At 60.4% G+C, this 21754-nt stretch carries 21 protein-coding genes; 2 read left to right on the top strand and 19 right to left on the bottom strand.

Annotated features, from left to right (window positions below; all coding sequences use genetic code 11):
- Positions 1-10: 10 nt before the first annotated feature.
- Complete coding sequence (locus E6C55_RS25140) at positions 11-976, top strand: sigma-70 family RNA polymerase sigma factor (protein WP_136372584.1); 966 nt, start codon at positions 11-13, stop codon at positions 974-976.
- A gap of 54 nt (positions 977-1030) precedes the next feature.
- Here E6C55_RS25140 and E6C55_RS25135 read toward each other — a convergent pair whose 3' ends face one another.
- The 10 genes from E6C55_RS25135 to E6C55_RS25090 form a co-directional block, all read right to left on the bottom strand.
- Positions 1031-1783, bottom strand: coding sequence for an MgtC/SapB family protein (locus E6C55_RS25135; RefSeq protein ID WP_136372583.1), 753 nt, complete (start codon positions 1781-1783; stop codon positions 1031-1033).
- A gap of 17 nt (positions 1784-1800) precedes the next feature.
- Positions 1801-2709: an N-acetylmuramic acid 6-phosphate etherase gene (gene murQ / locus E6C55_RS25130; protein ID WP_136372582.1), complete on the bottom strand. Its 909-nt coding sequence runs from the start codon at positions 2707-2709 to the stop codon at positions 1801-1803.
- Positions 2693-3712 carry a BadF/BadG/BcrA/BcrD ATPase family protein gene (locus E6C55_RS25125; RefSeq protein WP_136372581.1) on the bottom strand — a complete coding sequence of 340 codons (1020 nt, stop codon included), beginning with the start codon at positions 3710-3712 and terminating at the stop codon, positions 2693-2695. Before E6C55_RS25125 ends, murQ begins: the two co-directional genes overlap by 17 nt.
- A gap of 4 nt (positions 3713-3716) precedes the next feature.
- Positions 3717-4496, bottom strand: coding sequence for an HAD family hydrolase (locus E6C55_RS25120; RefSeq protein ID WP_168735872.1), 780 nt, complete (start codon positions 4494-4496; stop codon positions 3717-3719).
- Positions 4493-5311 carry a carbohydrate ABC transporter permease gene (locus E6C55_RS25115; protein ID WP_136372579.1) on the bottom strand — a complete coding sequence of 273 codons (819 nt, stop codon included), beginning with the start codon at positions 5309-5311 and terminating at the stop codon, positions 4493-4495. The genes E6C55_RS25120 and E6C55_RS25115 overlap by 4 nt, the downstream gene beginning before the upstream one ends.
- A 2-nt stretch (positions 5312-5313) precedes the next feature.
- Positions 5314-6222 carry a carbohydrate ABC transporter permease gene (locus E6C55_RS25110; RefSeq protein ID WP_330999662.1) on the bottom strand — a complete coding sequence of 303 codons (909 nt, stop codon included), beginning with the start codon at positions 6220-6222 and terminating at the stop codon, positions 5314-5316.
- A gap of 22 nt (positions 6223-6244) precedes the next feature.
- Positions 6245-7276, bottom strand: coding sequence for a serine hydrolase domain-containing protein (locus E6C55_RS25105; protein WP_136372578.1), 1032 nt, complete (start codon positions 7274-7276; stop codon positions 6245-6247).
- Between the two features lie 40 nt (positions 7277-7316).
- Positions 7317-8639: an ABC transporter substrate-binding protein gene (locus E6C55_RS25100; RefSeq protein ID WP_136372577.1), complete on the bottom strand. Its 1323-nt coding sequence runs from the start codon at positions 8637-8639 to the stop codon at positions 7317-7319.
- Between the two features lie 69 nt (positions 8640-8708).
- Positions 8709-9557, bottom strand: coding sequence for a MurR/RpiR family transcriptional regulator (locus tag E6C55_RS25095; protein ID WP_136372576.1), 849 nt, complete (start codon positions 9555-9557; stop codon positions 8709-8711).
- A 221-nt stretch (positions 9558-9778) separates the two neighbouring features.
- Positions 9779-10660: an SDR family oxidoreductase gene (locus E6C55_RS25090; protein ID WP_136372575.1), complete on the bottom strand. Its 882-nt coding sequence runs from the start codon at positions 10658-10660 to the stop codon at positions 9779-9781.
- A gap of 616 nt (positions 10661-11276) precedes the next feature.
- Here E6C55_RS25090 and E6C55_RS25085 point away from each other — a divergent pair.
- Entirely contained in the window at positions 11277-12353 is a 1077-nt protein-coding gene (locus tag E6C55_RS25085) for a helix-turn-helix transcriptional regulator (RefSeq protein WP_136372574.1), read from the top strand.
- A gap of 127 nt (positions 12354-12480) precedes the next feature.
- On the opposite strand, the gene E6C55_RS25080 is transcribed toward E6C55_RS25085, so the two are convergent.
- The 9 genes from E6C55_RS25080 to yabN all read right to left on the bottom strand — a co-directional run bounded on the left by E6C55_RS25080 (position 12481) and on the right by yabN (position 21739).
- Complete coding sequence (locus tag E6C55_RS25080) at positions 12481-13026, bottom strand: cupin domain-containing protein (protein ID WP_136372573.1); 546 nt, start codon at positions 13024-13026, stop codon at positions 12481-12483.
- Between the two features lie 220 nt (positions 13027-13246).
- The gene (gene spoIIE / locus E6C55_RS25075; RefSeq protein ID WP_230986847.1) at positions 13247-15715 is read right to left on the bottom strand and encodes a stage II sporulation protein E; all 2469 of its coding nucleotides are present in this window, start codon (positions 15713-15715) and stop codon (positions 13247-13249) included.
- Positions 15716-16895: 1180 nt separating this feature from the next.
- The gene (locus E6C55_RS25070) at positions 16896-17333 is read right to left on the bottom strand and encodes a S1 domain-containing RNA-binding protein (protein ID WP_136372571.1); all 438 of its coding nucleotides are present in this window, start codon (positions 17331-17333) and stop codon (positions 16896-16898) included.
- Positions 17334-17480: 147 nt separating this feature from the next.
- Positions 17481-17789 (bottom strand): FtsB family cell division protein, encoded by a 309-nt coding sequence (locus E6C55_RS25065; RefSeq protein ID WP_136372570.1) that lies wholly within the window; start codon positions 17787-17789, stop codon positions 17481-17483.
- 146 nt (positions 17790-17935) lie between these two features.
- The gene (yabQ, locus tag E6C55_RS25060) at positions 17936-18529 is read right to left on the bottom strand and encodes a spore cortex biosynthesis protein YabQ (protein WP_136372569.1); all 594 of its coding nucleotides are present in this window, start codon (positions 18527-18529) and stop codon (positions 17936-17938) included.
- Positions 18526-18807, bottom strand: coding sequence for a sporulation protein YabP (gene yabP / locus E6C55_RS25055; RefSeq protein WP_136372568.1), 282 nt, complete (start codon positions 18805-18807; stop codon positions 18526-18528). The genes yabQ and yabP overlap by 4 nt, the downstream gene beginning before the upstream one ends.
- 709 nt (positions 18808-19516) lie before the next feature.
- Positions 19517-19789 (bottom strand): RNA-binding S4 domain-containing protein, encoded by a 273-nt coding sequence (locus E6C55_RS25050; protein ID WP_136372567.1) that lies wholly within the window; start codon positions 19787-19789, stop codon positions 19517-19519.
- Between the two features lie 3 nt (positions 19790-19792).
- Positions 19793-20065, bottom strand: a complete 273-nt coding sequence (locus E6C55_RS25045) for an HU family DNA-binding protein (protein ID WP_136372566.1) — start codon at positions 20063-20065, stop codon at positions 19793-19795.
- 192 nt (positions 20066-20257) lie between these two features.
- A complete protein-coding gene (yabN, locus tag E6C55_RS25040; protein ID WP_136372565.1) occupies positions 20258-21739 on the bottom strand; it encodes a bifunctional methyltransferase/pyrophosphohydrolase YabN in 1482 nt (493 codons plus the stop codon).
- Positions 21740-21754: the final 15 nt, after the last annotated feature.

Below are 21754 nucleotides of genomic sequence, written 5' to 3'. Positions count from 1 at the left end.
CGGATGCGTCATGGAAAAGGTTGCTGGGCGAGAGGAACGGATCGAAGGCTGGTATCGAACGCTCCGTCCGTATCTGTTCTCGATCGCCTATCGGATGCTGGGTTCGGCGGCCGACGCGGAGGACGCGATCCAGGACGCGTTCGTCTCGCTGCAGAGAATGGACGACAACGCGGTGGAGACGATCCAGAGCGGCCAAGCCTATCTGGCGAAGCTCGTCGTCAATCGATGCCTGAACTTCCTGAAGTCGGCGGGGCGGAGGAAGGAAGATTACGTGGGGGAATGGTTGCCGCTTCCGATCCTGGACCGGTCGCAGCCGTCTCCCGAAGAGAGTGCGGAGCGCAAGGAGGAGATCTCCTATGCGCTCCTTGTTCTGCTGGAGATGCTGAATCCGCTTGAGCGGGCGGCATTCGTCCTGCGCGAGACGATGGACTGCGACTATGCGGAGATCGCCGCGCTCATGGGCAGAAGCGAGGCGAATTGCCGCCAGCTCGTCAGCCGGGCGAAGCGCAAGCTCGACGCCGGCCGCAAGGGCGACAGCCGCAGCGAGCTTCCCGCCGCCGCTCCCGCGCGATCGGGGCGCCTCAAGGAATTCGAGCTCGTGCGCCGCTTCGCTTCCGCCTTCTCCGGGGGGAGGATCGAGGAGCTCGCGGCCTTGCTGACGGAAGACGCCATTCTGCTGATGGACGGGGGCGGACGCGTTCATTCGGCGATCAACCCGATCTACGGCAGGGGCCGCGCGCTTGCCTTGCTCAAGGCGATGTTCTCCAACTCGCTTGCGGGAGCCCGCTTCGAGTTCGTCGACGCCAAGGAGGCAGGCCCCGCAATCGCCGCCTGGCAGGGGGACCGGCTTGCCGCCTTCCTGATGTTCGATTGGAGAGAGCGTGAAGAGCAGGGCGAAGGAATGCTCCTCCGCCATCTCTTCACGATTTACAACCCCGACAAGCTGGCGCTGCTCGGGCTTCCCCGGACGGAGTAGGCGGATACGGCAACGAGGAACGGCCTGCTCGGCCCGTTCCTCGCTGCTGCTGCGTTATTTGGCCGCGGCGGCCATCACCGCGCCCAGACCGAGCGCCTCGATCTTCGTCACGTCCTCCATCCGGCCGATCGACTCGACCGCTTCAAGAAGCGCTTCCTGACGGACGCCCTTCAGCTTGATCTCCAGCTTGTACTCCCGCGCCGCTTCATCCGGACCGCCCGCCTTGCGCGACGATTCGAGCTTCAATCGCGAGATCGGAAGGCTGCGCTCCGACAAGGCGGCCGTGATCGATCCGACCGAAGCGGTCCCGTTCGCGATTCTGATCTCGAGGCTGCAGATCCGGCGGTTGCGGAGCAGCCGCTTCTCCCACTTGTTCAGCATGTAGAGGCTGACCAGCACGAGGAACGTGCAGAGCAGCGCGGCGCTGTAGTACCCGGCGCCGACGCACAAGCCGATGGCCGCGACCGTCCAGATCGAAGCGGCCGTCGTGAGCCCCTTGATCATGTCGCCGTTGCGCAGAATCGCTCCCGCTCCGAGGAATCCGATGCCGCTGATGACCTGAGCGGCAAGGCGGGCGGGGTCCACCTGCACGTTCGGCTCCCCGACGAAGGCCGAGAAGCCGTACAGCGACATGAGCATGATCGTCGCCGAGCCGAGACAGACCAGAATGTGAGTGCGGAAGCCGGCCGCGTGATTGTGCCATTCGCGCTCGATGCCGATGAGGCCCCCGAGCACCGCGGCCAGAACCATGCGAATGGCCAGATGATCAAGCGAGAGCTCCCATATGCTGCTGCCCTGCGCCAGCATGAGCGTCCCCCCTTCCGCTATCGCTCGAGTCTGGCGAACGCCTTGCCGAAGTGACCGTTCGTCTCCAGCAGCGCTTGCTTCGCTTCGCCTGCGCCGACCCCGAACTTCAGCATCAGGATCGCGACCCTCGCATCGCCTTCCGCCGCCTCGGCATACTCTCTCGCCGTCGCTTCGTCGCAGCCGGTTCCCCTCTGAACGATGCGAACAACGCGTTCCCGCAGCTTGGCATTGGTCGCCTGAACGTTAACCATAAGATTGCCGTATACTTTGCCCAAGCGGATCATCAGCGTTGTCGTCATCATGTTCAGCGCCATCTTGGTGGCGGTGCCCGCCTTCAGCCGGGTAGAGCCGGTCACGATCTCCGGCCCGACGGGAATCTCGATCGGGAAGCGGGCCTCCTTGCTCATCGGAGCGTCGCTGTTGCAGCTCAGGCTGACGGTTGCGGCCCCGATCCGATTCGCCTCCCGCAGCGCTCCGATCACATACGGCGTACTGCCGCTGGCGGCGATTCCGACGAGCACATCCTTGTCCGTCAGCACGGCCGCGATCTCCTTCCGGCCCGCCTCCGGATCATCCTCCGCGTTCTCGATCGAACGCGTGATGGCCCGCTCGCCTCCGGCGATAATGCCGACGACCAGCTCCGGATCGACGCCGAACGTCGGAGGGCATTCGGAAGCGTCGAGAATGCCGAGACGGCCGCTCGTTCCCGCTCCGATATAGAACAGCCTTCCTCCGTTCTCAACGGCCTCCACGACGGCTTCGATTGCCGAAGCAATCTCGGGCAGCGCCCGCTGAACGGAATCCGCCACGGTTCGATCTTCCTCGTTCATCAGTTGTACAATCTCCGCGACAGACAGCCGGTCCAGTTGGCGCGAACGTTCATTGATCTGTTCGGTTACCGGTATATCGTTAACGGATGGTTTCATCACTGAATTCCCCTTCTGTTGCGCAATGTTGACTTACTCTATTGATAATGTCCGGCGATAAGGCGATTCCCGCCCGCATAAGCGCCATATAATAGCTTCCCGCCACGGGAAGAACCTTCAAGGATAGCAGCTCCAGTCCAATTCCGCGAAGCTCCGGCCGGTTCCCGAACCGGCTGCGGAGCCCCTCGTCCCGGAAGACGCCTCCGGTGACGATAAGCGGGAGCGTCTCCTCTCCGGCCCGCAGACTGGCCGCAACCGGAACGACGAGAGCCGCCAGCGCCGCGGCAGCCCCGTCCGCGATTCTCGACGCCGTCAAATCTCCGGCGCGGGCGGCCGCAAGAACAAGAGGCGCGATCGCGGCGATTGTCGTGCGCGGGTTATCCGCTTCGTATACGGACGTGATCAGTCCTTCCGGATGGGCTGCGCCGAACCGTTCCAGGATGAGACCGGTCAGCGCCGTCGCTTCTTCCCGGCCGTCGTGCGCCTTCAGCACGGCTGTCAGCGCCTGCCTTCCCAGGTCGAAGCCGCTTCCCTCGTCGCCGAGCAGATACCCCCATCCGCCGGAGCGGACATATCGTCCGGATTCGGGGTCGAAGCCGCAGCAGATCGACCCCGTGCCGGAGATGAGCACCATGCCCTTCGCGCCTTGGGTTCCGGCCATCAACGCCGTTGCGGCATCGTTGAACACATCGATGCGAACGCCGGGAGCAAGCTCGGCGGCCAGATGCTCCGCGACCCGCTTCTTATCCTCCGGGCGATCCCCGCCCGCAAGGCCGAGCGCGATTCCTGCGATGTCCGCAATCGGCCGCCCCGCACGCTCCAGCCCTTCGCGAACAAGCCGCGACAGCTCGGCTCTGACCTCATCCCACGGCCGCGACTTCAGATTGGAGCTCGATCCGCCGACAATGGACACAATCCTCCCCTCGCCGTCGCCGACGAGCAGCGTTGTCTTCGTGCCGCCCCCGTCGACGCCCAGGAACAGCCCGCTTCCCTTGCTCGCCATCGCGTCAGCTCCCTTCGCTGTCCGCCAGGCATTCGGCGAGTTCGCTTAAGTCTCGAATCGCGTACGTCGGAACGAATGGCGCGATATCTTGAACGGGAGCGCCGCTCTCCTTCTCCGCCAAGCTGTGCAGAACGGGAAGAAGCGCCGTGCTGTTCGCCCGCTCCTTCGGAGAGAGCGGGATCAGTTCCTCCGGCAGCCGACGGTGAATGAGCGCCGAAGGAACGCCGAGGCTCCGGGCGAAGGCGACATCGTGGTCCAGCCTGTCCCCGACATGCAACACGATCTTGTCGCCGCTTGGCAGCGCATCGGCCATTCTCGCGTCCGGCTTGGCATACCCCGAGCGGTCCGGCGTTACGATCTCGTCGAGTCTTGCGGCCAAGCCGAGCGCTTCCATGACGGGATACTGATACTTGTAATAGCCGTTGGTGACCGCGGCAAGCGAATAGCCCTCTCTCTTAAGCCGCTCAAGCGCAGGCAGGATGGTATCGTCCAGTAAAAAAATTTTCGGAGCAATGCTGTGCCGCACAACCATCTCCACAATATCGACCGCGCGCTTCACGCCCAGTTCCCCCAGCAGCCCCGCGACGATCGCGTCCCAGTCGTAGGCGTCCACGATTCGCCCGTCGGCCATCAGGCGCTCGTGCTCGGCCATCAGCTTCTCCTTCATTCCGCAAGCAGAGCCGGTCTCCATCGAGACCAACTCCTCCACTTCGGGGAATATGGCTCCCGCGAACGGATTCTGCATCAACGTGCCGTCCAGGTCGAACGTAATCCAGCGCCTCATGACTTCACCGCCCCTGCGGTCAAGCCTTCGATGAATTGCCGGGACGCGAACAGGAACGCGATAATCATCGGCAAGGAGGAGAGCGTCAGCCCGCTGAACAGAAGGTTCCATTGTGTGTCGAATTCTCCGAACAGGCTGAGCATGCCAAGCGGAATCGTCCCCTTCTCCGTCGTCTTGATAAAGATGAGCGGATAGAAGAAGTCGTTCCACACCTTGATCAGATCGGTGATGGCGACCGTCGCCATGGCCGGCCTCATCAGCGGCACGACGATCTTATAGTACACCTGGAAGTTGTTGCAGCCGTCGATGCGCGCGCTCTGATCGAGATCCTTCGGCAGCGTGCTGAAGAAGCCGTAGAACAGGAATACCGCGAACGAGATATGGCCGGCTACGTACACCACGATCAGCCCCTGCAGCGAATCGAGCATATGGAGCTTCATCATCTGCATGTAGAGCGGAGAGATGGCCAGCTTCATCGGCAGCATCAGGCCGAGCATGAAGAAGAACAGAACCGCGCCGTTCCAGCGGAACTTGAAGCGCGCCAGGTAGAAGGCCGCCATTGAAGAAATCAGCAGAATGACGAGCACCGAAGCGACGCTGACGATGATGCTGTTCAAGAGATATTCCGAGAAGTTCACTTTATGCCATACGTCGACGAAGTTGTCGAACTTGAAGCTCTTCGGCAAGGCGAGCGGAGAGGACGTAATCTCCTTCCTCGTCTTGAATGACGACATGAACATGAGGAAGATCGGATACAGCGACAGGAACGTGAACAGTCCGAGAACGACGTATTTGGCCAGTTGCTTCAGCTTCATGGTTAGTAGTCCACCTCTTTCCGTCGGAAAAGAAACATGGAGATGGCGGTCGCCCCGGAGATCAGCAGAAGCAGCACGACGGCAAGCGCGGAACCGAGTCCGATCGAATCGCCTCCTCCGGCAGTGCCGAACATGAGACGGTAGAAGAACAGGGCGAGCACGTCGGTCGAGTAATACGGGCCTCCGGAAGTGCCTTGCATCGCGTAGATCAGCTCGAACGATTCGAACGCCGAGATGAAGGTCAGGATCGTCATGATCATGATCGACGGCAGCGAGAGCGGCACTGTGATTCGGAACAATAAGGTAAGACCTTCGGCCCGATCGATCTTGGCCGCGTCATAGATTTCGCCGGAGATGGATTGCAGGCCCACGAGGAAGATGAGCACCGCGAAGCCGAATTCCGCCCAGCCGTCTATCAGGATGACGGACAGCAGCGCCGTGTCGGGATCGCCAAGCCACGGGCGGGCCAGGCTCGACAAGCCGACGGCTTTAAGCGCCGTGTTGAGAGCCCCATAGGTCGGATTCAGGATAAGGCTGAACAGATACCCGATGACGATAACCGAGAGAAGCTTTGGAAGGAAGAAGACGGTCTTGAAGAACTCCTTGCCCTTGAGCTTGCTGTTGATCAGCAGGGCGAGCGCGTAGGCGACGACGAGCTTGACCGGGATCAGAACGAGGAAGATCAGCACGTTGTGCCACAATGCTCTGTTGAACGTCTCCTTGTACGGAGATTCCGTGAACAAACGGACGAAGTTGTCGATTCCAATAAAGTCTCCCCGGAGCAGCCCCTTCCACGAGTAGAAGCTGTTCAGAAGTGCCGAGCCGATCGGGTAGATCATGAATCCGACATAGAACACGAGCGCCGGAAGCAGGAACAGATGAATCATGTGCTTTGAAGACAGGCCTCTCACCGGCTTCGCCTCCTTGTAGTAGTCAATCCCCGAGCAGGTCGGCCCGGATCTGATCGTGCAGCTTGCGGCGAAGCGCGCGAATGGGCGTCTGTCGGCCGTAATGGACGGCATTGGTCAGCCAGACGACGCTTAGTTGCGCCTTGGGATCGACCCACAGGCTCGTTCCCGTAAATCCGGTATGGCCGAAGCTTCCGGCGGACCAGTTCGTTCCGCAGCTTGGCGGAACGAGATCCGCGTCATGCAGCAGCTCCCAGCCGAGTCCTCTTCCCCCGAACGGGTCGCGGAAGCATTCCGCGACCCATTCGGGGGACAGAGGTCCCTTGGGGGATGGGTGAAGCCAGTATTGCAAATAAGTCGATAAGTCGGCGGCGGTGGAGAAGAGGCCGGCGCTGCCCGAGACGCCCCCGAGCGCGAAGCTCTTCTCGTCGTGAACCTGGCCGACCAGGAAGGAGGAGCCAAGCTTCTCCGTCGCGGCCGCCCGGGCGGGAAGCCCCTCGAGCTGCGTGGCGAAGCCTGTATTGTTCATCCCGAGCGGAGCGAATATCCGCCGGCGGGCAGCCCGATCAAGCGGCTCCCCGCCGGCTCGCTCAGCCAGTATGCCGAGCGCGATCATGCCGAGATCGCTGTATGTCGCCCGGCTGCCCGGCTCGCTTGTCAGTGGGGCCTCCCATACGGATCGGAGAACATCCGTGCCCGAGGCATCCCTCGGAACGGGAGCCAGGTCGGCCGGCAAGCCGGACGTATGCTGAAGCAGGTGGCGAATCGTCACCTCGGGGTGCCGGAACTCCTCAACGTGGCTGCCGACCGGATCGTCCAGACCGAGCGATCCTTCCTGCGCAAGAGACAGCACGACGGGAAGGGTCGCAACGACCTTGGTCAGCGATGCCAGATCGAACAGAGTCGCTTGCTCGATCGGCTGAACGGATTCGTTGTTTGAGTAAGCCCCGTACGACTTGGAGAACCGGAATCCGCCGGGAGCCGCAATATTCAGCACGCCGCCGGGCAGAAATCCGTCCCGAACCCAGTCGGCCGCAAGCTTGTCGAAGTCGAACACGCGATCAGCACCTCCAGGGAACTTCCCGACTCGTTGGCTTTTACGATTGGGGCTTGAACCACTTCGCCACGGAAGCCTGGAAGTCTTCCGCTACCTGCTGCGGCGTCAGCTTGCCCAGGTACATGCCCTGGAGCGAATCCTCGAACGTCGTCTTCGAGGTCGGAGCGCCCTGGTTGAAGCTCGCCAGGATGAGATAAGGAGTCGCTTGCGTCTCGTTCAGCTTGGCCATGCTCTGCAGAAGAGCGTTGCTCGGCTCGACGCCGGCGATCGGGCTGACGCGGGTGAGCTGCTCGCTGAAGGTCTGGCCGAACGACTTGGAGGCGACGAATTCCAGGAACTTGAGCGCTTCCTCCTGGTGCTTCGAGCTCTTCGCCACCGCGTAAGAGCCGTCGACCCAGGCGACGATATTGGCCGGCTCGCCCTTGCTCGGCGCGAAGCCCGGAATGAAGTCCACGTCGAAGTCGATCTCGTTCGCCTCGAATGTCTCGAGACGGTGGCTGCCGTTGATGTACATCGCGGCTTCGTGCGTGTAGAACATCGCCTGCGCGTCCTTGTCCTCGATCGCGATGAAGTCCTTCGGGAAGTACTCCTCAAGATCCTTCATGCGCTGGATGGAGTCGACGAAGCGGGAGTCGGTGAAGTCGGTCTTGCCGGAGATGACCTCTTCCGCGAATTCGTTGCCGCCATAGGCGCTGTTGCCGACGACCGCGTGCGTCATGGACAGCAGATAGCCGGCCTTGCCGGATTGGGCGATCGGCGTAATTCCCTTGGCCTTCAACTGCTCGCAGACGGCGAGGAATTCCTCGTACGTCTCCGGAACGGCGATGCCGTTCTCTTCAAACAGATTCTTATTGTAGAAAATAACCGCGTTGCTGAGCATGAACGGAACGCCGTAGACGTTGCCGTCGCTGCCCCTGGCCGCATCTAGGTACGAATCCGGGATCTGATCGAGACCGGCCAGACCGTCGACCGGCGTGAGGTAGTCCGCGTCGGCAAGGGCGATGGCCGCATCATAGGGGCGCAGTTGGAGAATATCGACGCCGGTTCCCGACTGCAGCGTGTTGTTCAGAATCGTGTTGTACTCGGTCGACTTAAACGGCTTGAACTCGACCTCGATATTCGGGTTCGTCTTGTTGAACTCGGCGATGATCGCCGCATAGCCGTCCGCATCCTCCGGACGCCAGCTGTACATCGTCAGCTTGACCTTCTCTCCGCTGCCGGAATCGACGGCGGCGGGACTGCCCTCGGAGCTTGCGCTTGCGCCGGGCGAAGCGGAATCGTTCGCATTGTTCCCGCCGCAGGCGGCGAGGACGACGCTCGTCGTCAACAACAGGCTGGTTCCCAACATCCACTTGCTCTTCATTTCGTTAGCCCTCCCTAAGATGATGTTATAGGTTAACATAAAGCGGTTGATGCCATAACCGGGAACGACCTACCTCTTGTTCCGGACTGCCTTGCGCGTCTTCTCGAGCGCCCGAACGTGGCGCTCGTGGTCGCCGCGGGCAATCCCCACATACAGAATGTCGATGACATTGAGTTGTGCGATGCGCGAAGCCATCGCCCCGCTGCGAATGCTGTTCTCGAGCGAACTGGTGAACAGGTTGATGTCCGCCGCCGCTGCGACCGGACTGCTGCCGAATCGAGTCAGCGAGATCGTGGTCGCCCCATTCTGTCTTGCGATCTCGAGCGAATCGATGACATCGAGCGTCTGGCCGGAATACGAGATTCCGAAGGCAACGTCGCGCTCGTCCATGTTGGCGGCAAGAGTCGTTTGCTCGTCAAGGCCGAGTCCGGTCTCGCACCAATAATTGATACGGGTGAGCTTCTGCTTCAAATCCATCGCGATGACCGCGGAAGCGCCTACGCCGAAGACCGCGATCTTCTTCGCGCCGCTCATCGCCCGAATCGCCTTCTCCAGCTCCTCGCTCGACAACACCGTTAGGGTGTCCTGAATCGACCTCATGTTGTTGTGAGAGATCGAAGCGACCAGATCGGAGACAGTGCCGTCAATGTGAATCTCCTGATAGGAATCGATCGGCTCCGAGCCCTCGGACAAATCCGCGGCTATTCTCAGCTTCAATTCCTGGAAGCCCTTGAAGTTGAGCGAGCGACATAACCTGATGATGGTAGCTTCGCTGACATCAGCCATCGAAGCGACGCGCTGAACCGACGAATTCACCACTTCCTCCGGATGTTCGACAATGTACTCGGCTGCTTTTTTCTCCGTTGGCTTTAAGCTCGAGATCGCCGACCTTAGGCTGACCAGGCCGCCTTTGAGCATAGTATCCCCTTCTCCCTGACCTCCGACATGAATGACAGAATTTCTTACATCATTATTATATAATAATATTTCATGATGTAAATATATTTTTGTAATTTTATTTCACGATAGGCGTGCAAAACCGTCTGCCGCTTCTATAAGACGCCCGAGAGGCTTATGCCGGACACGAAGCGGGAGCAGGGGCTCCCGCTTCGAATCCCCAGCCCGTCCGCCGCCGACGCTCAATCATAGAACCCTTGCTCCTTCGCGTACCGGCCCCAGTGCGGGCGTCTTCCGTCGACATCGGAGAAGCCGTATTCGTCGGACAGGTCCCAGGACGTCAGAGCCTTTCCCGACTTGGCCGCGACAGCCGGGTCGGCCGCCAGCTCCGCGATCGCTCTCCCCACGAAGTAAGGCGTCTCCGACATGATGAAGTTAGGATCGATCTTCGCCGCATCCCTCCAATTGCCCTCGGTCACGCCGAAGTGGTCCAGCATCGCCTCCGACCTCAGGAACCCCGGCGTAACGGCAAGCGCGGAGACGCCGGTTCCGCCGAGGTCGGCCGCCATCGCTTCCGCCAGATGGATCGCCGACACCTTCGCCAGGCTGTAGTAGAGATTGCCTCGATAGCGATAATCCCACCCGTCCGTCACTTCCACGATCAGGCCCTTGCCCCTGGCGATCAGAAGGGGGGCCGCATAGCGGCTCGTGATCATGTGTGTCCAGACGGACCGCTTCTGGATAAGCAGGCCGTTCGGCAGATCATGCTCCCAGAACTTCTTGCCCCAATCCGAGAGCGGGTCCCCGCCCCAGATATCGTTCACCAGCACGTCCAGTCTCCCGCCCTGCTCGTCCGCCACCCGCTCGAACAGCCGCTTCACTTGCGCCTCGTCGGTGTGATCGGTCCGAACCGCGATCCCCGTGCCTCCCTTGGCCGTCACCCGCTCCGCCGTCTCCTCGATCGTCTCGCTCCTCCCCATATCCGACAAGCCTTCCCTCGAGCTTCTTCCCGTACAGTAGACGATGGCTCCCGCCTCGCCCAGCGACTCCGCGATCGCCCTTCCCGCTCCTCGCGTCGCTCCGGCCACAACGGCCACTTGCCCTGCCAATGCCTTCGGCTTCATCCGTTCTCCATCTCCCTTCATCGGTGAACCATATTCCGTTACAGTCCCTATCATAAGCGGCCATATACGACATCTTCTGTCCTATTTGGATGCTATAATGGAGGGGCGATGTAGAGGCAGCGGGCGGTGCAGAGGTAGAGAGCGGTGTAGGGGTAGAGAGCGGTGCAAGGATAGAGAGCGGTGCAGGGGCAGAGAGCGGTGCAAGGATAGAGAGCGGTGCAGGGGCAGAGAGCGGTGCAAGGATAGAGAGCGGTGCAGAGCAGAGGGACGGTGCAGAGAACGATACGAGTTGTCGGCCGGCAGCCCCCCCTTTTTCCGGTTTTATATGAATTTTCACATTCGTCGGCTTGGATCGGCGCGAATCGCGGGGTTTTATGTGATTTTTCGCATACATAAGGGAATTCGAGCCGGGATTTCCTCCACGAATGTGATTTTTCGCATATAATCGCCCAAACTGCCCGTTCGAGCTGCGCCAATGTGATTTTTCACATAAAAATCCGCCATGCGGTGATTTCACCGGCTTTAATCGGCGGATGTGGGCCATCGGATGGGTGATGCAGCCCCCCAACCGAACAAAAAGTGGTGAATTTCCGACCATCGAGAAGGAGAGCCGATCATGAGAGCAGACCGACTGTTGACCATCCTGCTTGTTCTGCAGTCGAACGGCCGGGCGACCGTCCGCGAGCTGGCGCGGCAACTGGAGGTGTCCGAACGCACGGTCCAGAGAGACATGGAGGCGCTGTGCATGAGCGGGATTCCGCTCACGGCGGAGCGCGGCGCGGGCGGGGGATGGTCTCTCCCGGAAGGATACCGGACCCGGCTCACCGGCCTCACCTCGGCCGAGATTCAGGCGCTGCTCGTGCTGCAGACGTCCAGCGTCGTGCGGGAGCTTGCCCTGGGCGGCGCCAGCGGCTCGGCGCTCGCCAAGCTGCTGTCCGCGCTGCCCGTCGCCCAACGCTCGGAGGCCGAGCTTATCCGGCAGCGCCTGCACATCGACATGCAGGGCTGGCACGAGCCGCGCGCCTCCGCTCCCTTGCTGCCGATCGTTCAACAGGCCGTATGGGAAGGGCGCAAGCTGCGAATCCGCTATGGTTCTCCCGTCGACAACAATCGGGACGACAAGCGGGAGAAGGAGCGGATTGTGTGCCCCTGGGGGCTCGTGGCGAAGCTGAACACCTGGTACTTCGTCGCCGGGCCGGACAGCTTGGAGTCAAGCTCCGGGGACGGTCCGGGAGAGAACTCGAGAGCTGGCGAAGAGGGAGCACCGCCGTACGTAGAGGAGTTGCGAACCTATCGGGTCTCGCGGCTCCTGGAAGCGGAATGCCTGGAGGAGCGCTTCGAGGCGCCCGCCGGCTTCGATCTGGCCGACTGGTGGGAACGATCCACCGCGCGGTTCAAGGAATCGCTCCCTTGGCTCCCCGCCGTCGTTCGAATCAAGGGAGAGAGCTGGAAGCGATTCTCGGAGGAGCGATATGTGCGAGTCGGCAGCGTGCTCCCGGAAGCCGACGGGTGGAGGAACGCGCACGTCGAATTCCATACGCTCGATTCGGCTCGGGAGCTGTTGCTCGGCTACGGCGACTCCGCCGTCGCGCTCGCCCCGGCCGAGCTGGCGGACGCCATCCGGCAGACGGCGGCGAACCTTGTCCGGCTGTATGGAAGCGTTGATCCTGAACGAAGGGGAGAAGCGACCTAATGTTCTCCGAGCCCGCCTACTGCCTCCAACCCGACTGCCCTCCCGCAGCAGCAGCCCGAACAGCTTGAACAGGCCGCGAATGGGCGGCCTGCTCCTATTCGTCAACAGCGATGCGGCGAGACACTCGTCAGGCCGTCTCCTCATCGCCGACCGGCTGAAGTCTCCTTGCGGCGGATCGCCAATAATCAAGCAAGGGACCGTCCGCGCCGTGCACCGGGTCGGTGTCCGGCAGAGGAACCCGCGCGATCTCCGCCAGCGCAAGCAGCCTCTCTCCGTCCTCGGACGTCCATAGGTTCCACTTCATTCCGCGGGGATACGCCCCGACCACCTGGAAGTCGGCACTCGCCGAGATCCGCTTATGGCCTGTTCCCGCGGGGAGCGCCAGCACATCGCCGGCCCTCAGCTCCACATCGTGCCCATTCTCCCCGCCAAGCCTCAGAATCGCCCTCCCTTGAACGACTCCGAGCGCCTCGTGGGCATTCGTATGGTAATGATGGTATTCGTACACGCCTCCCTTCCAGCTATTCAGCCATTCATGCCGATTGAATACGCCTTCGATCCGGCTCGCATTGCCTTTGAAGGCTCCTTCATACAGGATCACCGGAAGCACGGGGTTGTTCGGTGCTGCCCTATCTTCCTTGAAGCTCATAATAAAGACATCCCTCATGCCCATCGGATCTCTCCCTCCTAATCGCGATATCCGCTTCCTGACAATTGTATTAAGGTCCCCGGGCCTGCATGCATTCTTGGCCGCAGGCGCGCAAGATAATGTGGAATTGCTCGTTCGACCTCTTGCCCAACTTCGGAACCGTGTACCCGCCCCAACTCTTTTTCCCCATATACTTGTTGTTCGTCCCATCCCGCTCCAACACAAGCCTGATCGTCCTCATCCTCTAGCTCACCGTCCTTGGTCGCTCTTGGCGATGGATTCCCGGCCAGCGGAAGGAAGCCCATTCCGGCTGATGCCGGGTCACGCGAGTCACGATAACCGTCATGTCGTCCCGAATGCCGCCGCCCCCCGGATATTGGCGAAGGGCCGTATCCAGAAGCGTGTCGGCCAGCTCCTGCGGATCTTCCGTGGCGATCTCCTGAAGCACCCTCTTGACCCACAGCTCCTTGTTGACGGCATGGCCCGGCGCATCCAGAATTCCGTCCGTCATCATAATCAGCGTATCCCCCGGCTGCAGGTCCACCTGCAGAACGTCGATCTCGATATCGTGCAGGATGCCGATCGGGAGATTGCCGGCGGAGACGGGGATGACCTCCTTCCCTCGCTTGATGAAGCTCGGCGACGATCCGATCTTCAGCATGGTCGCCTGCGCGGTATGAAGGTCGATGAGCGCCAGGTCGACCGTCGCGAACATCTCCTCCGGGGAGCGCAGCAGCAGGACGGAATTGACCGACTTGACGGCCAATCGCTCGTTGATGCCGGATTGGAGCAACTGTTCGAGCATATGAAGCGCTGCGCTGCTCTCCATTCTCGCCCTCGCCCCGTTGCCCATCCCGTCGCTCAGCGAGACGGCGAACTTGCCGCTCCCAAGCTCGATCATGCTGAAGCTGTCTCCCGACAGCCAGCCTCCGTCCTTGGCCGCCCCGGCGACTCCCGTCTCCACCTCGAACGCCTTCGCGGAGGCGAACGTCACCCACGTCCGCCCTCCTCCCGCAGGGTCGGTCCGCTCGCTCGTCACCGTGATGCTCTCGCCGAGAATGTCGCTCAGCAGAGGGGCGATGACCTTGCGGCACTCGTCGAAGCCGGGGCGGAACGAATGAATCAGTTCGATCTCGATATGTCCCTCCTCCAGACTGATCATCTCCGCACTGATAATGTCCAAGCCTAACCGATCCAACTCCTCCCGTATTTGTTCGTCGTGGCGGACGAGCTCCTTCGCTTCCCGCCGGATCTCCTTGACCAGGTCGTCCATGACCTGGGATACGCCCGACAACTGATCGGCCACGAGCAGGCGGCTGTCCTGCAGTTGCTTGTGCCATTGCAGGTCGTGGCGGTACAGGTCGTATTGCCGCTTCAGCACCTCCAATACTTGCGGGGTCTTCACGCAATGGCGGGACCACGCCTTGGGAATCTTCGAAGGAGACAGATCCGGCTCCGCCTCGATCGCGCTCATCATGTCGGTCATCAGCTTATACGTCTGGAAAAACTGGTTGTCCCAGCACTGGCCGAACCGATGGCAGCTCTTGCAACTGTTCTCGTGCACCGCGCTGACGAAGTGGTCGAAGTCCTGGCTCTGGCGGGCCGCGTCCCCTGCGTAGGTGATCTGGCGGAAGCTTCGGGAGAGCTGCCGGAACACCTCCGAGAACCGCTCGACCCGTTCGGCGGTCAGGTCCCTCACTTTCTTCGCGTAATCCTGCTGGTTGCGGGCATAATCCGCAGTGCCCGGAACATATCTTGCTATATAGTGAACGAGCGAGCGCGGAGTTGCGAGCAGCAGGACGGATGCGGCAACCGTCGCCCATACCGACAGCATGGTGTCCTCCGCGCGGCCCGAGTATAGCGCGAGCATGGACGTGCCGAGCAGCATCCCGAAGACGGTCGCCGCCTTGCCGCCTTCGCGGATCAGGCCGGCCAGCAGCCCTCCGAAGGCGAGCAGCCCGATCTGCCCCACAAGGCTGAGATCGGACAGGCTGAGGACAATGCCCGCCACCACGCCGGACACGCAGCCCATCAGCGGACCGCCGGCCAGCGCGAACAGCAGGACGATGTACCGGGAGAACGCCTGATCGACCCCGATGCCCTCGATCGTCCAGCCGACGAGCCCTGTCATGGCCGAAGCGAGCAGAATCATCGCCCCGATCCACTCCTCGCTCTTCAGCCCGATCTTCCGGTTCTTCTTCGAGAGCACCGGAATGGCGTGAAGCAGCAGCAGGGTAAGCACCGTCGACAGAGCGGCCTCGACGGCGGTAAGCGCGTAAGGCAGCCACTCCTTCGAATCCGTCATGACCGTATGGAACAGCCGGACAAGCAGCGTCGCCGCGAAGACGACGACCGGCGCGTGCACGATCTCGACCCGCTCGTACGCCTCCAGCCCCCGGTACAGCAAGTACACGATCGCGACCTCCGCGAAGATGACCGCCGGCGAAGGCGCCGGGGACCAGAAGCTGCCGGCGATCGCGGCAAGCGCCGCCCAGGTGGCATATTCCCTTCGCTTGTACAGAACGACCGCATAGAAAGCGACGGCGAACGGCGCCATTCCTTCCAGCATAACCGCCCTGCCCAGCAGGAACCCGATCATCATGACGCCAAGCAGCCACTGCTTCCGTCCCAGCCACTCCAGGCTGGCGGTCCAAGCTCCCTTCCATCCCCTCGCGCGGGGGTTCTCTCGATCGGGCTTTATCGCGGGCTTCATCGGCTCTCGTCTTTTTGCCCCGAACCAACGCCTTCTCCGGATGCGACTCTCTTCCGTAGAATTCGATTGCGGACGAGGAATAAACGGAACGACGGACGGCTTGACCATGGACAGGCACCTCTTTTTCCTTTTTTGAGTGTGCCTCTTATTATAGGAGCGGCATTTATGAAAGTTTGTCAGAAGCCGCCTGCTTGGCAGAAGTTTTTTCCGACAGGGAGCAGGGGGGCGGGACGACGCTATTCGCGAATCCCGAGATCCCTTGTCCGGCAAGGGCTCTCGCCGTTTCGCATACCGCTCGCGAAGCCGGATCGAGGGCTTAATCTGTCGGCATTACGTTCCATTCCGACAACAAGACTCGCAATCGATAAAGCGTTTGCAACACGTCCATTGCCGGAAGACCGCGAAACCTCTCCTCTTTTCTCCCCCTCCGAACGATCTATTTTTGCGCGCGGGATGTCCAGAATTGGGGCAGCGATCGACGAACGAGCGGCGGGCCGATGGTGGACGGGTTGGGGCGGGTGGTGGAAGGTGGCGGAAGGGTTGCGGACGAGGGGCAGAAGGGTTGAGACGAGATGCGGGAGGGTGGCGGACGAGTTGGAGCAGGTTAGAGCAGGTTACTGAAGGACTGCAGACGAGTTGGGACGAGCTGCGGAAGGGTGGGAACGGGGGCGGACTGACGGGGGGCTGCTGGTGGACTGGTTACGGACCGCTGGTGAGTTGGAGCGCGGGCCTGGCGGGAACACATCAGATGGAGCGAGGTGGCTCAGTTGCGGTTTGCCGCCTGGAATTTGGGATTTTATATGATTTTTCACATTCATCGGAATGGAGGAGGGGGCAATCGCAGCGTTTTATGTGATTTTTGGCATACATTCGGCAACTCGAGCCAGAATTTTCTCCATTTATGCTATTTTTCACATAGAACCGCCCAAACTGCCCACTATCGAGCCTCGCCAATGTGAATTTTCACATAAAACCCTGGACCCCCCGGCGGCTTCGGCAACCTTCGTCCCTCCGGTCATCGCTCGAACGGGGCGCCACGGCTCAGCCGACAACCTTCAGCGGCGGAAGCGGCCCTCGATAGGGCGGCGTTGTTGTACATCTGCGGCTATAAGCGCGACAAAAAACCCGGACCCCTTCCGGGCCCGGATCTTCCGCATTCTATATCGAAGGAGCACGCAGATTAGGAACGACGTCCGCCGCGGCCACCCCTCTTGGATTCGGTATTCTTCTTGTAGCTGGTCAATCTCTCTTCACTGTCCTTGAGGAACCGGGATAGCTTGTCATCGAAGGTAGCTCGGCCAGCTCCGCTTGGCTTGAAGGGGCGACCGCCCCGATCGCCGCGCGGTCCGCGTGGGGGTTGCTGTTGCTGCAATTCCGGAGGCTTATCCACCGCTTGACGGATGGACAGTCCGATCTTGCCGTCCTTGTCGACATTGATTACCTTGACAGTGACGACGTCATTAATCTTCAGATGCTCATGAACGTCCTTGACATAGCTATCGGCGATCTCCGAGATATGCACGAGGCCCGTAACGCCTCCCGACAGATCCACGAACGCTCCGAAGTGCGTGATGCCAGTGACCTTACCCTCCAATTTGGAGCCCACTTCAATGGCCATAAAAACCGATGTTCCTCCCTGAACATAAGTGTGCCGAGCGAATTATAAGTCCGGCTATGCCGATTATAACCGATCCGGAAAAGCAAGGTCAACCGACGTTCGCCCTCATCAGAGCCCGTCTTGCGGCATTAAGCCTTCATATGGCCATTATTGCTCGACCTGAATCGATTTCTCTCCGGGAAGCCTCATTCCTTGCTCCTTGCGGGCGATCTGGCCGACGTATTCCGGATCGTTAAGCCGAGCGATCTCCTGCTTGAGCGACAAGTTCTTCGCCTGGGCATCGCTCAACTGCTTCTTCGCTTCGACCAACTGTCCGGTCCGTTCGGTCGCTTGATTGTATTGAACAACCAAGGTGTACGCGGCCCAGCTCATAAAGAGGACAACAACCGTCAGGAGAAGCTTGAGCCGTCTGCGCAATCCAACCGATGCCGCCGATGCCGCCGTATTCGATGCCACGTTCCAAGCTCCCCCCTCTGTCCACCTTATTCCATAAATCAATCGCGAGATGTCCGATCGACGATGTAGGTGGAAATAGTATACCACAGCTCACAAGTCGAAAATATCCTTCTTGCGTCACGGTTACGCTCCGAATGTTGTCGATTCTAGGACTTGCGCCGGAATACTTCCTTGATCTGGCGCCACTTGTCCCGTGCCCTTCCCGCCCACCGGACGGCCGGACTCAGCATCCTCCGCACAGGCAGGAGCCTTGTCCATAGCCAGCGCCCCAGTCCTCCGAGAGGCTTCGCCAGCAGCCGCAACGTCCACAGCACAATCACCGCCGTCACGATGAACAGCGTCTCCATGATCCAGGCGAGCACGCGCGTAAGCCACAGCAGCGGAACGATAACGATCGCCCTAACCGTTCGCCACACCCCAAGCGCCGTTTGCTCCACAACCCGGAACAGGAAGCGGATAACCTTGAGGACTTTCGGGCTGAGCAGGGCGAAATAACCCGAGATCCCGATTCCGATCCCGAGGAACACGTATACCCGCACTTCGCCGAAGTTGCTGTTAAGGAGGGTGTGGAACACCATGAACGTCGCAAGCATCCAATAAGCGATATCGAAGCCGGGAATCATCCAGCGGCTCACCGAGAACCGATAACAGGCAACCCGATAGGCATCGAAGAACACACCCATGGCGAGTCCGCACAGGAGCATGGCCCCGATCGTATTCCAATGCATCGCCGCGTTCACTTGAACAACTTCCCGAACAGCCCCTTGGACTTCCCGGCCGTATTCCCGTCGAGGTAGACGAGGGAATGGATGAATCCTTCGATCGTGACCATCCCCTGCTCCAGGCTTAGATTCTTCATGTGAAGATTCTGCCCGCGCACCGTGAGGAACCCGCATTCCGTCTCCAGAAGAAACTCCTCATTGTCGAAGCTCTCCACGTTGCTTACGCCGGTGATGTCCATGACCTTGCGATTCAGCATCCGGATCTCCTGCCGCTTCGCGTTCTTGCCTTGCTCCATGGCACGTCCCCTCCTTATGAGACTAGCTTATGGAAGGGAGATCGGAATTAGAACAGACAGTCCCGTTCCCTTAATACCCCGTTGGAATAGAAGTGAAACCGAGCGTATGGGGGGAAAAGAAAGGCGTCGGAGCGGCCGCATTTTGCGCGGAGGGGCGGAGGGGATGGTGGGAGCGCGATACCCGAGAGGATAACGCGGCGCCGGGGCACAGCATCCGGGCGGGCGGTTGAGAGGAAGGCGCGGGCGCGATAATCGAGGCGGGAGATTGAGAAGATGGGAGATTGAGGGGAAGGGCCGGCGGCGGGACGCGATGTTCGAGGAGTGCCCTCGAGAGGATGGCCCGGCATGGAGGCCCCCGGAGGAAGGGACGAGGCGCGATATATGCGAAAAATCACATAGATTGGGCACGGGGAGTGGGTGCGAGGCGCGATATATGTGAAAAATCACATAGATTGGGCACGGGGAGTGGGTGCGAGGCGCGATATATGTGAAAAACCACATAGATTGGGCGCGGGGAGGGGGTGCGAGGCGCGATATATGTGAAAAACCACATAGATTGGGTCCGGAGAGGGCTGCGAGGCGGAATGTATGCGAAAAATCACATAGATTTGGCGCGGGGAGGGAACGAGGCCGGGGATAGGTGTGGAAAATCGCAAAAAACCCGCCTCCAAGCGGCCGAGCGGCCGGCTGGGGCGGGTTTCTCCTTCTGCTACAGCAGAGGCTCGCTCTTGCGAGTCTCCTCCTTCAGGATCGTGTACATCGCTTCCGCGTTTTCCTTCCGGGCCGAATCCGCGGTCTGCTCGATCCTTACGGTCAGAATTTTCTGGCCGAAGCCGATCTCGAGCGTGTCTCCGACTTTCACGACACTTCCCGGCTTCGCTTCCCTTCCGTTGAGAAGGACGCGCCCTTGATCGGACACGTCCTTCGCGACGGTGCGGCGCTTGATGAGGCGCGACACCTTCAGGTATTTATCGAGGCGCATCGATTACTTGACGGCATCCTTCAGCTTGTTGCCGGCCTTGAACGCAGGAACCTTGGAAGCTGCGATCTCGATCGTCTTGCCCGTTTGCGGGTTGCGGCCCACACGGCCGGAACGGCTGCGGGTCTCGAACGTGCCGAAGCCGATCAGTTGAACCTTGTCGCCCTTGGCGAGAGCATCGGATACTTCGCCCAGGAAGCCGTTCAGCACGGATTCGACATCCTTCTTCGTCAAGCCGCTCTTGTCGGCGATGTTGTTGATCAGGTCTGTCTTGTTCATAATAAAAATACCTCCCAAAAATATGGTTGAATTGTTGGCCCAAACGCCTTGGGGCGCATGGAATCTCAGGTTTGCAGCGACTCGATGAATAGTATTCTGTCCTCTGTTAAAAAAATCCTGCTTCTTCACAAAAAAAATCGCGAAATATGATGAAATGCCTAGAATGATGCGGTCAGAAGGTCCTACAGCCCGTTATTCGCGGCCTTTGGCCTGCTGCCACCATTCTTCCATCTCTGTTAAATCAGTCTCGTCAAAAGAGCGATCTCTTATACGTAATTGCTCTTCGATATATTGGAATCGAGAGACAAACTTACGATTGGTATTCGCTAGAGCTTCCTCCGGATCGGACTTGATGAATCTCGAGACGTTGACGACCGCGAACAGCAGGTCGCCCAGCTCTTCCTTCTGACGATCCTTGGATTCGCCGGAGACGGACTGCTTCAGCTCGGCCAGCTCTTCCTCTACCTTCGCAAGCGCGCCGGACAAGTCCGGCCAATCGAAGCCGACGGAAGCCGCCTTCTTCTGCAGCTTGAACGATCTCGGCAAGGCGGGCAGATCCTTCGGCATTCCATCCAGCAGGGACGTGCGCTCCGCGATGCCCTTGCGCTTCTTCTCTTCCGCCTTCATCGCCTCCCAGTTGCGCAGAGCGTCCTCCGCGTCCTGGGCGTTCTCTCCCCCGAACACATGCGGGTGGCGGAAGATCAGCTTGTCGTTCAGCTCCGCAAGCACATCGAACGCGTCGAACGAGCCGAGCTCTTCTTCCATCTGGCTGTGAAGAAGCACTTGCAGAATAACGTCGCCGAACTCTTCCCTCATGCCGTCGGGGTCGTCGTTGTCGAGCGCTTCGATCGCCTCGAACGTCTCCTCGATGAAGTTCTTGCGGATCGAGGAGTGCGTCTGCTCGCGATCCCACGGGCAGCCTTCCGGGCTGCGAAGGATCGAGACGATCTCGTGCAGCCGCTCGAACGAGCGGCGGCGAAGGCTCGGGTCATCGCTTGCGGCGACGTAGACGAGGGTCAGGTTGCCGTAGCTGTCCAGCCGATCCAGCTCGTGCAGCGGAATCCGGCGGATTCTCTCCTCGCCGGGTACGCCGAGCGATTGGCCGACAACGACCGGATGGTCGTCCGGATAGACGTTCATGAGGCTCAGTTTCACGTCCGAGGCGGTGAACTCGTCGTAGACTTGGCCGATGACCGTGTGAAGCTGCGGGCGAAGGAGCTCGCGGCGAAGCTCGGAAGCGTCGAGGAGCTGGAAGCCCTCGATCGGATCGAAGCCAAGCCGGACGAACGCCTCGTCGAGGAAGCTCTCGCCGCCGAGCACCTCAAGCGAGACGCCTCGCTCCGGGCTGCGGGCGCGCAGCAACTGAACCGTTCGTTCCGCGACCATCGGGTGACCGGGAACGGCGTAAATAATCCTACCAGAAGGATGCTCATTCGCCAAGTTCAGCAGCTTATCCGCAATGGCGTCGTACACTTCCTCGAAGCCGTCCAGGCTCTCGTAGAGAGCGTCGAACGTCTCGAAGACGATGCCGCGGGCGGCCAGATCGAATATAGCCGGATGCTCGCCCGTGCGGGCGAACCGCAAGGAAGAGCCCTCCAGCCGCTTCAGGATGCCTAGCGTTAATTGATCTTCGCCGCCGGAGCCAAGTCCGACGATCGTAATGGAGGGGGACATCGTCCATCATCCTTC

This window comes from Cohnella fermenti (assembly GCF_004801405.1).
GTDB classification, from domain to species: domain Bacteria; phylum Bacillota; class Bacilli; order Paenibacillales; family Paenibacillaceae; genus Cohnella; species Cohnella fermenti.
The sequence above is the reverse complement of the archived record's forward strand: the minus strand, read 5'-3'. Positions and strand labels throughout refer to the sequence as shown.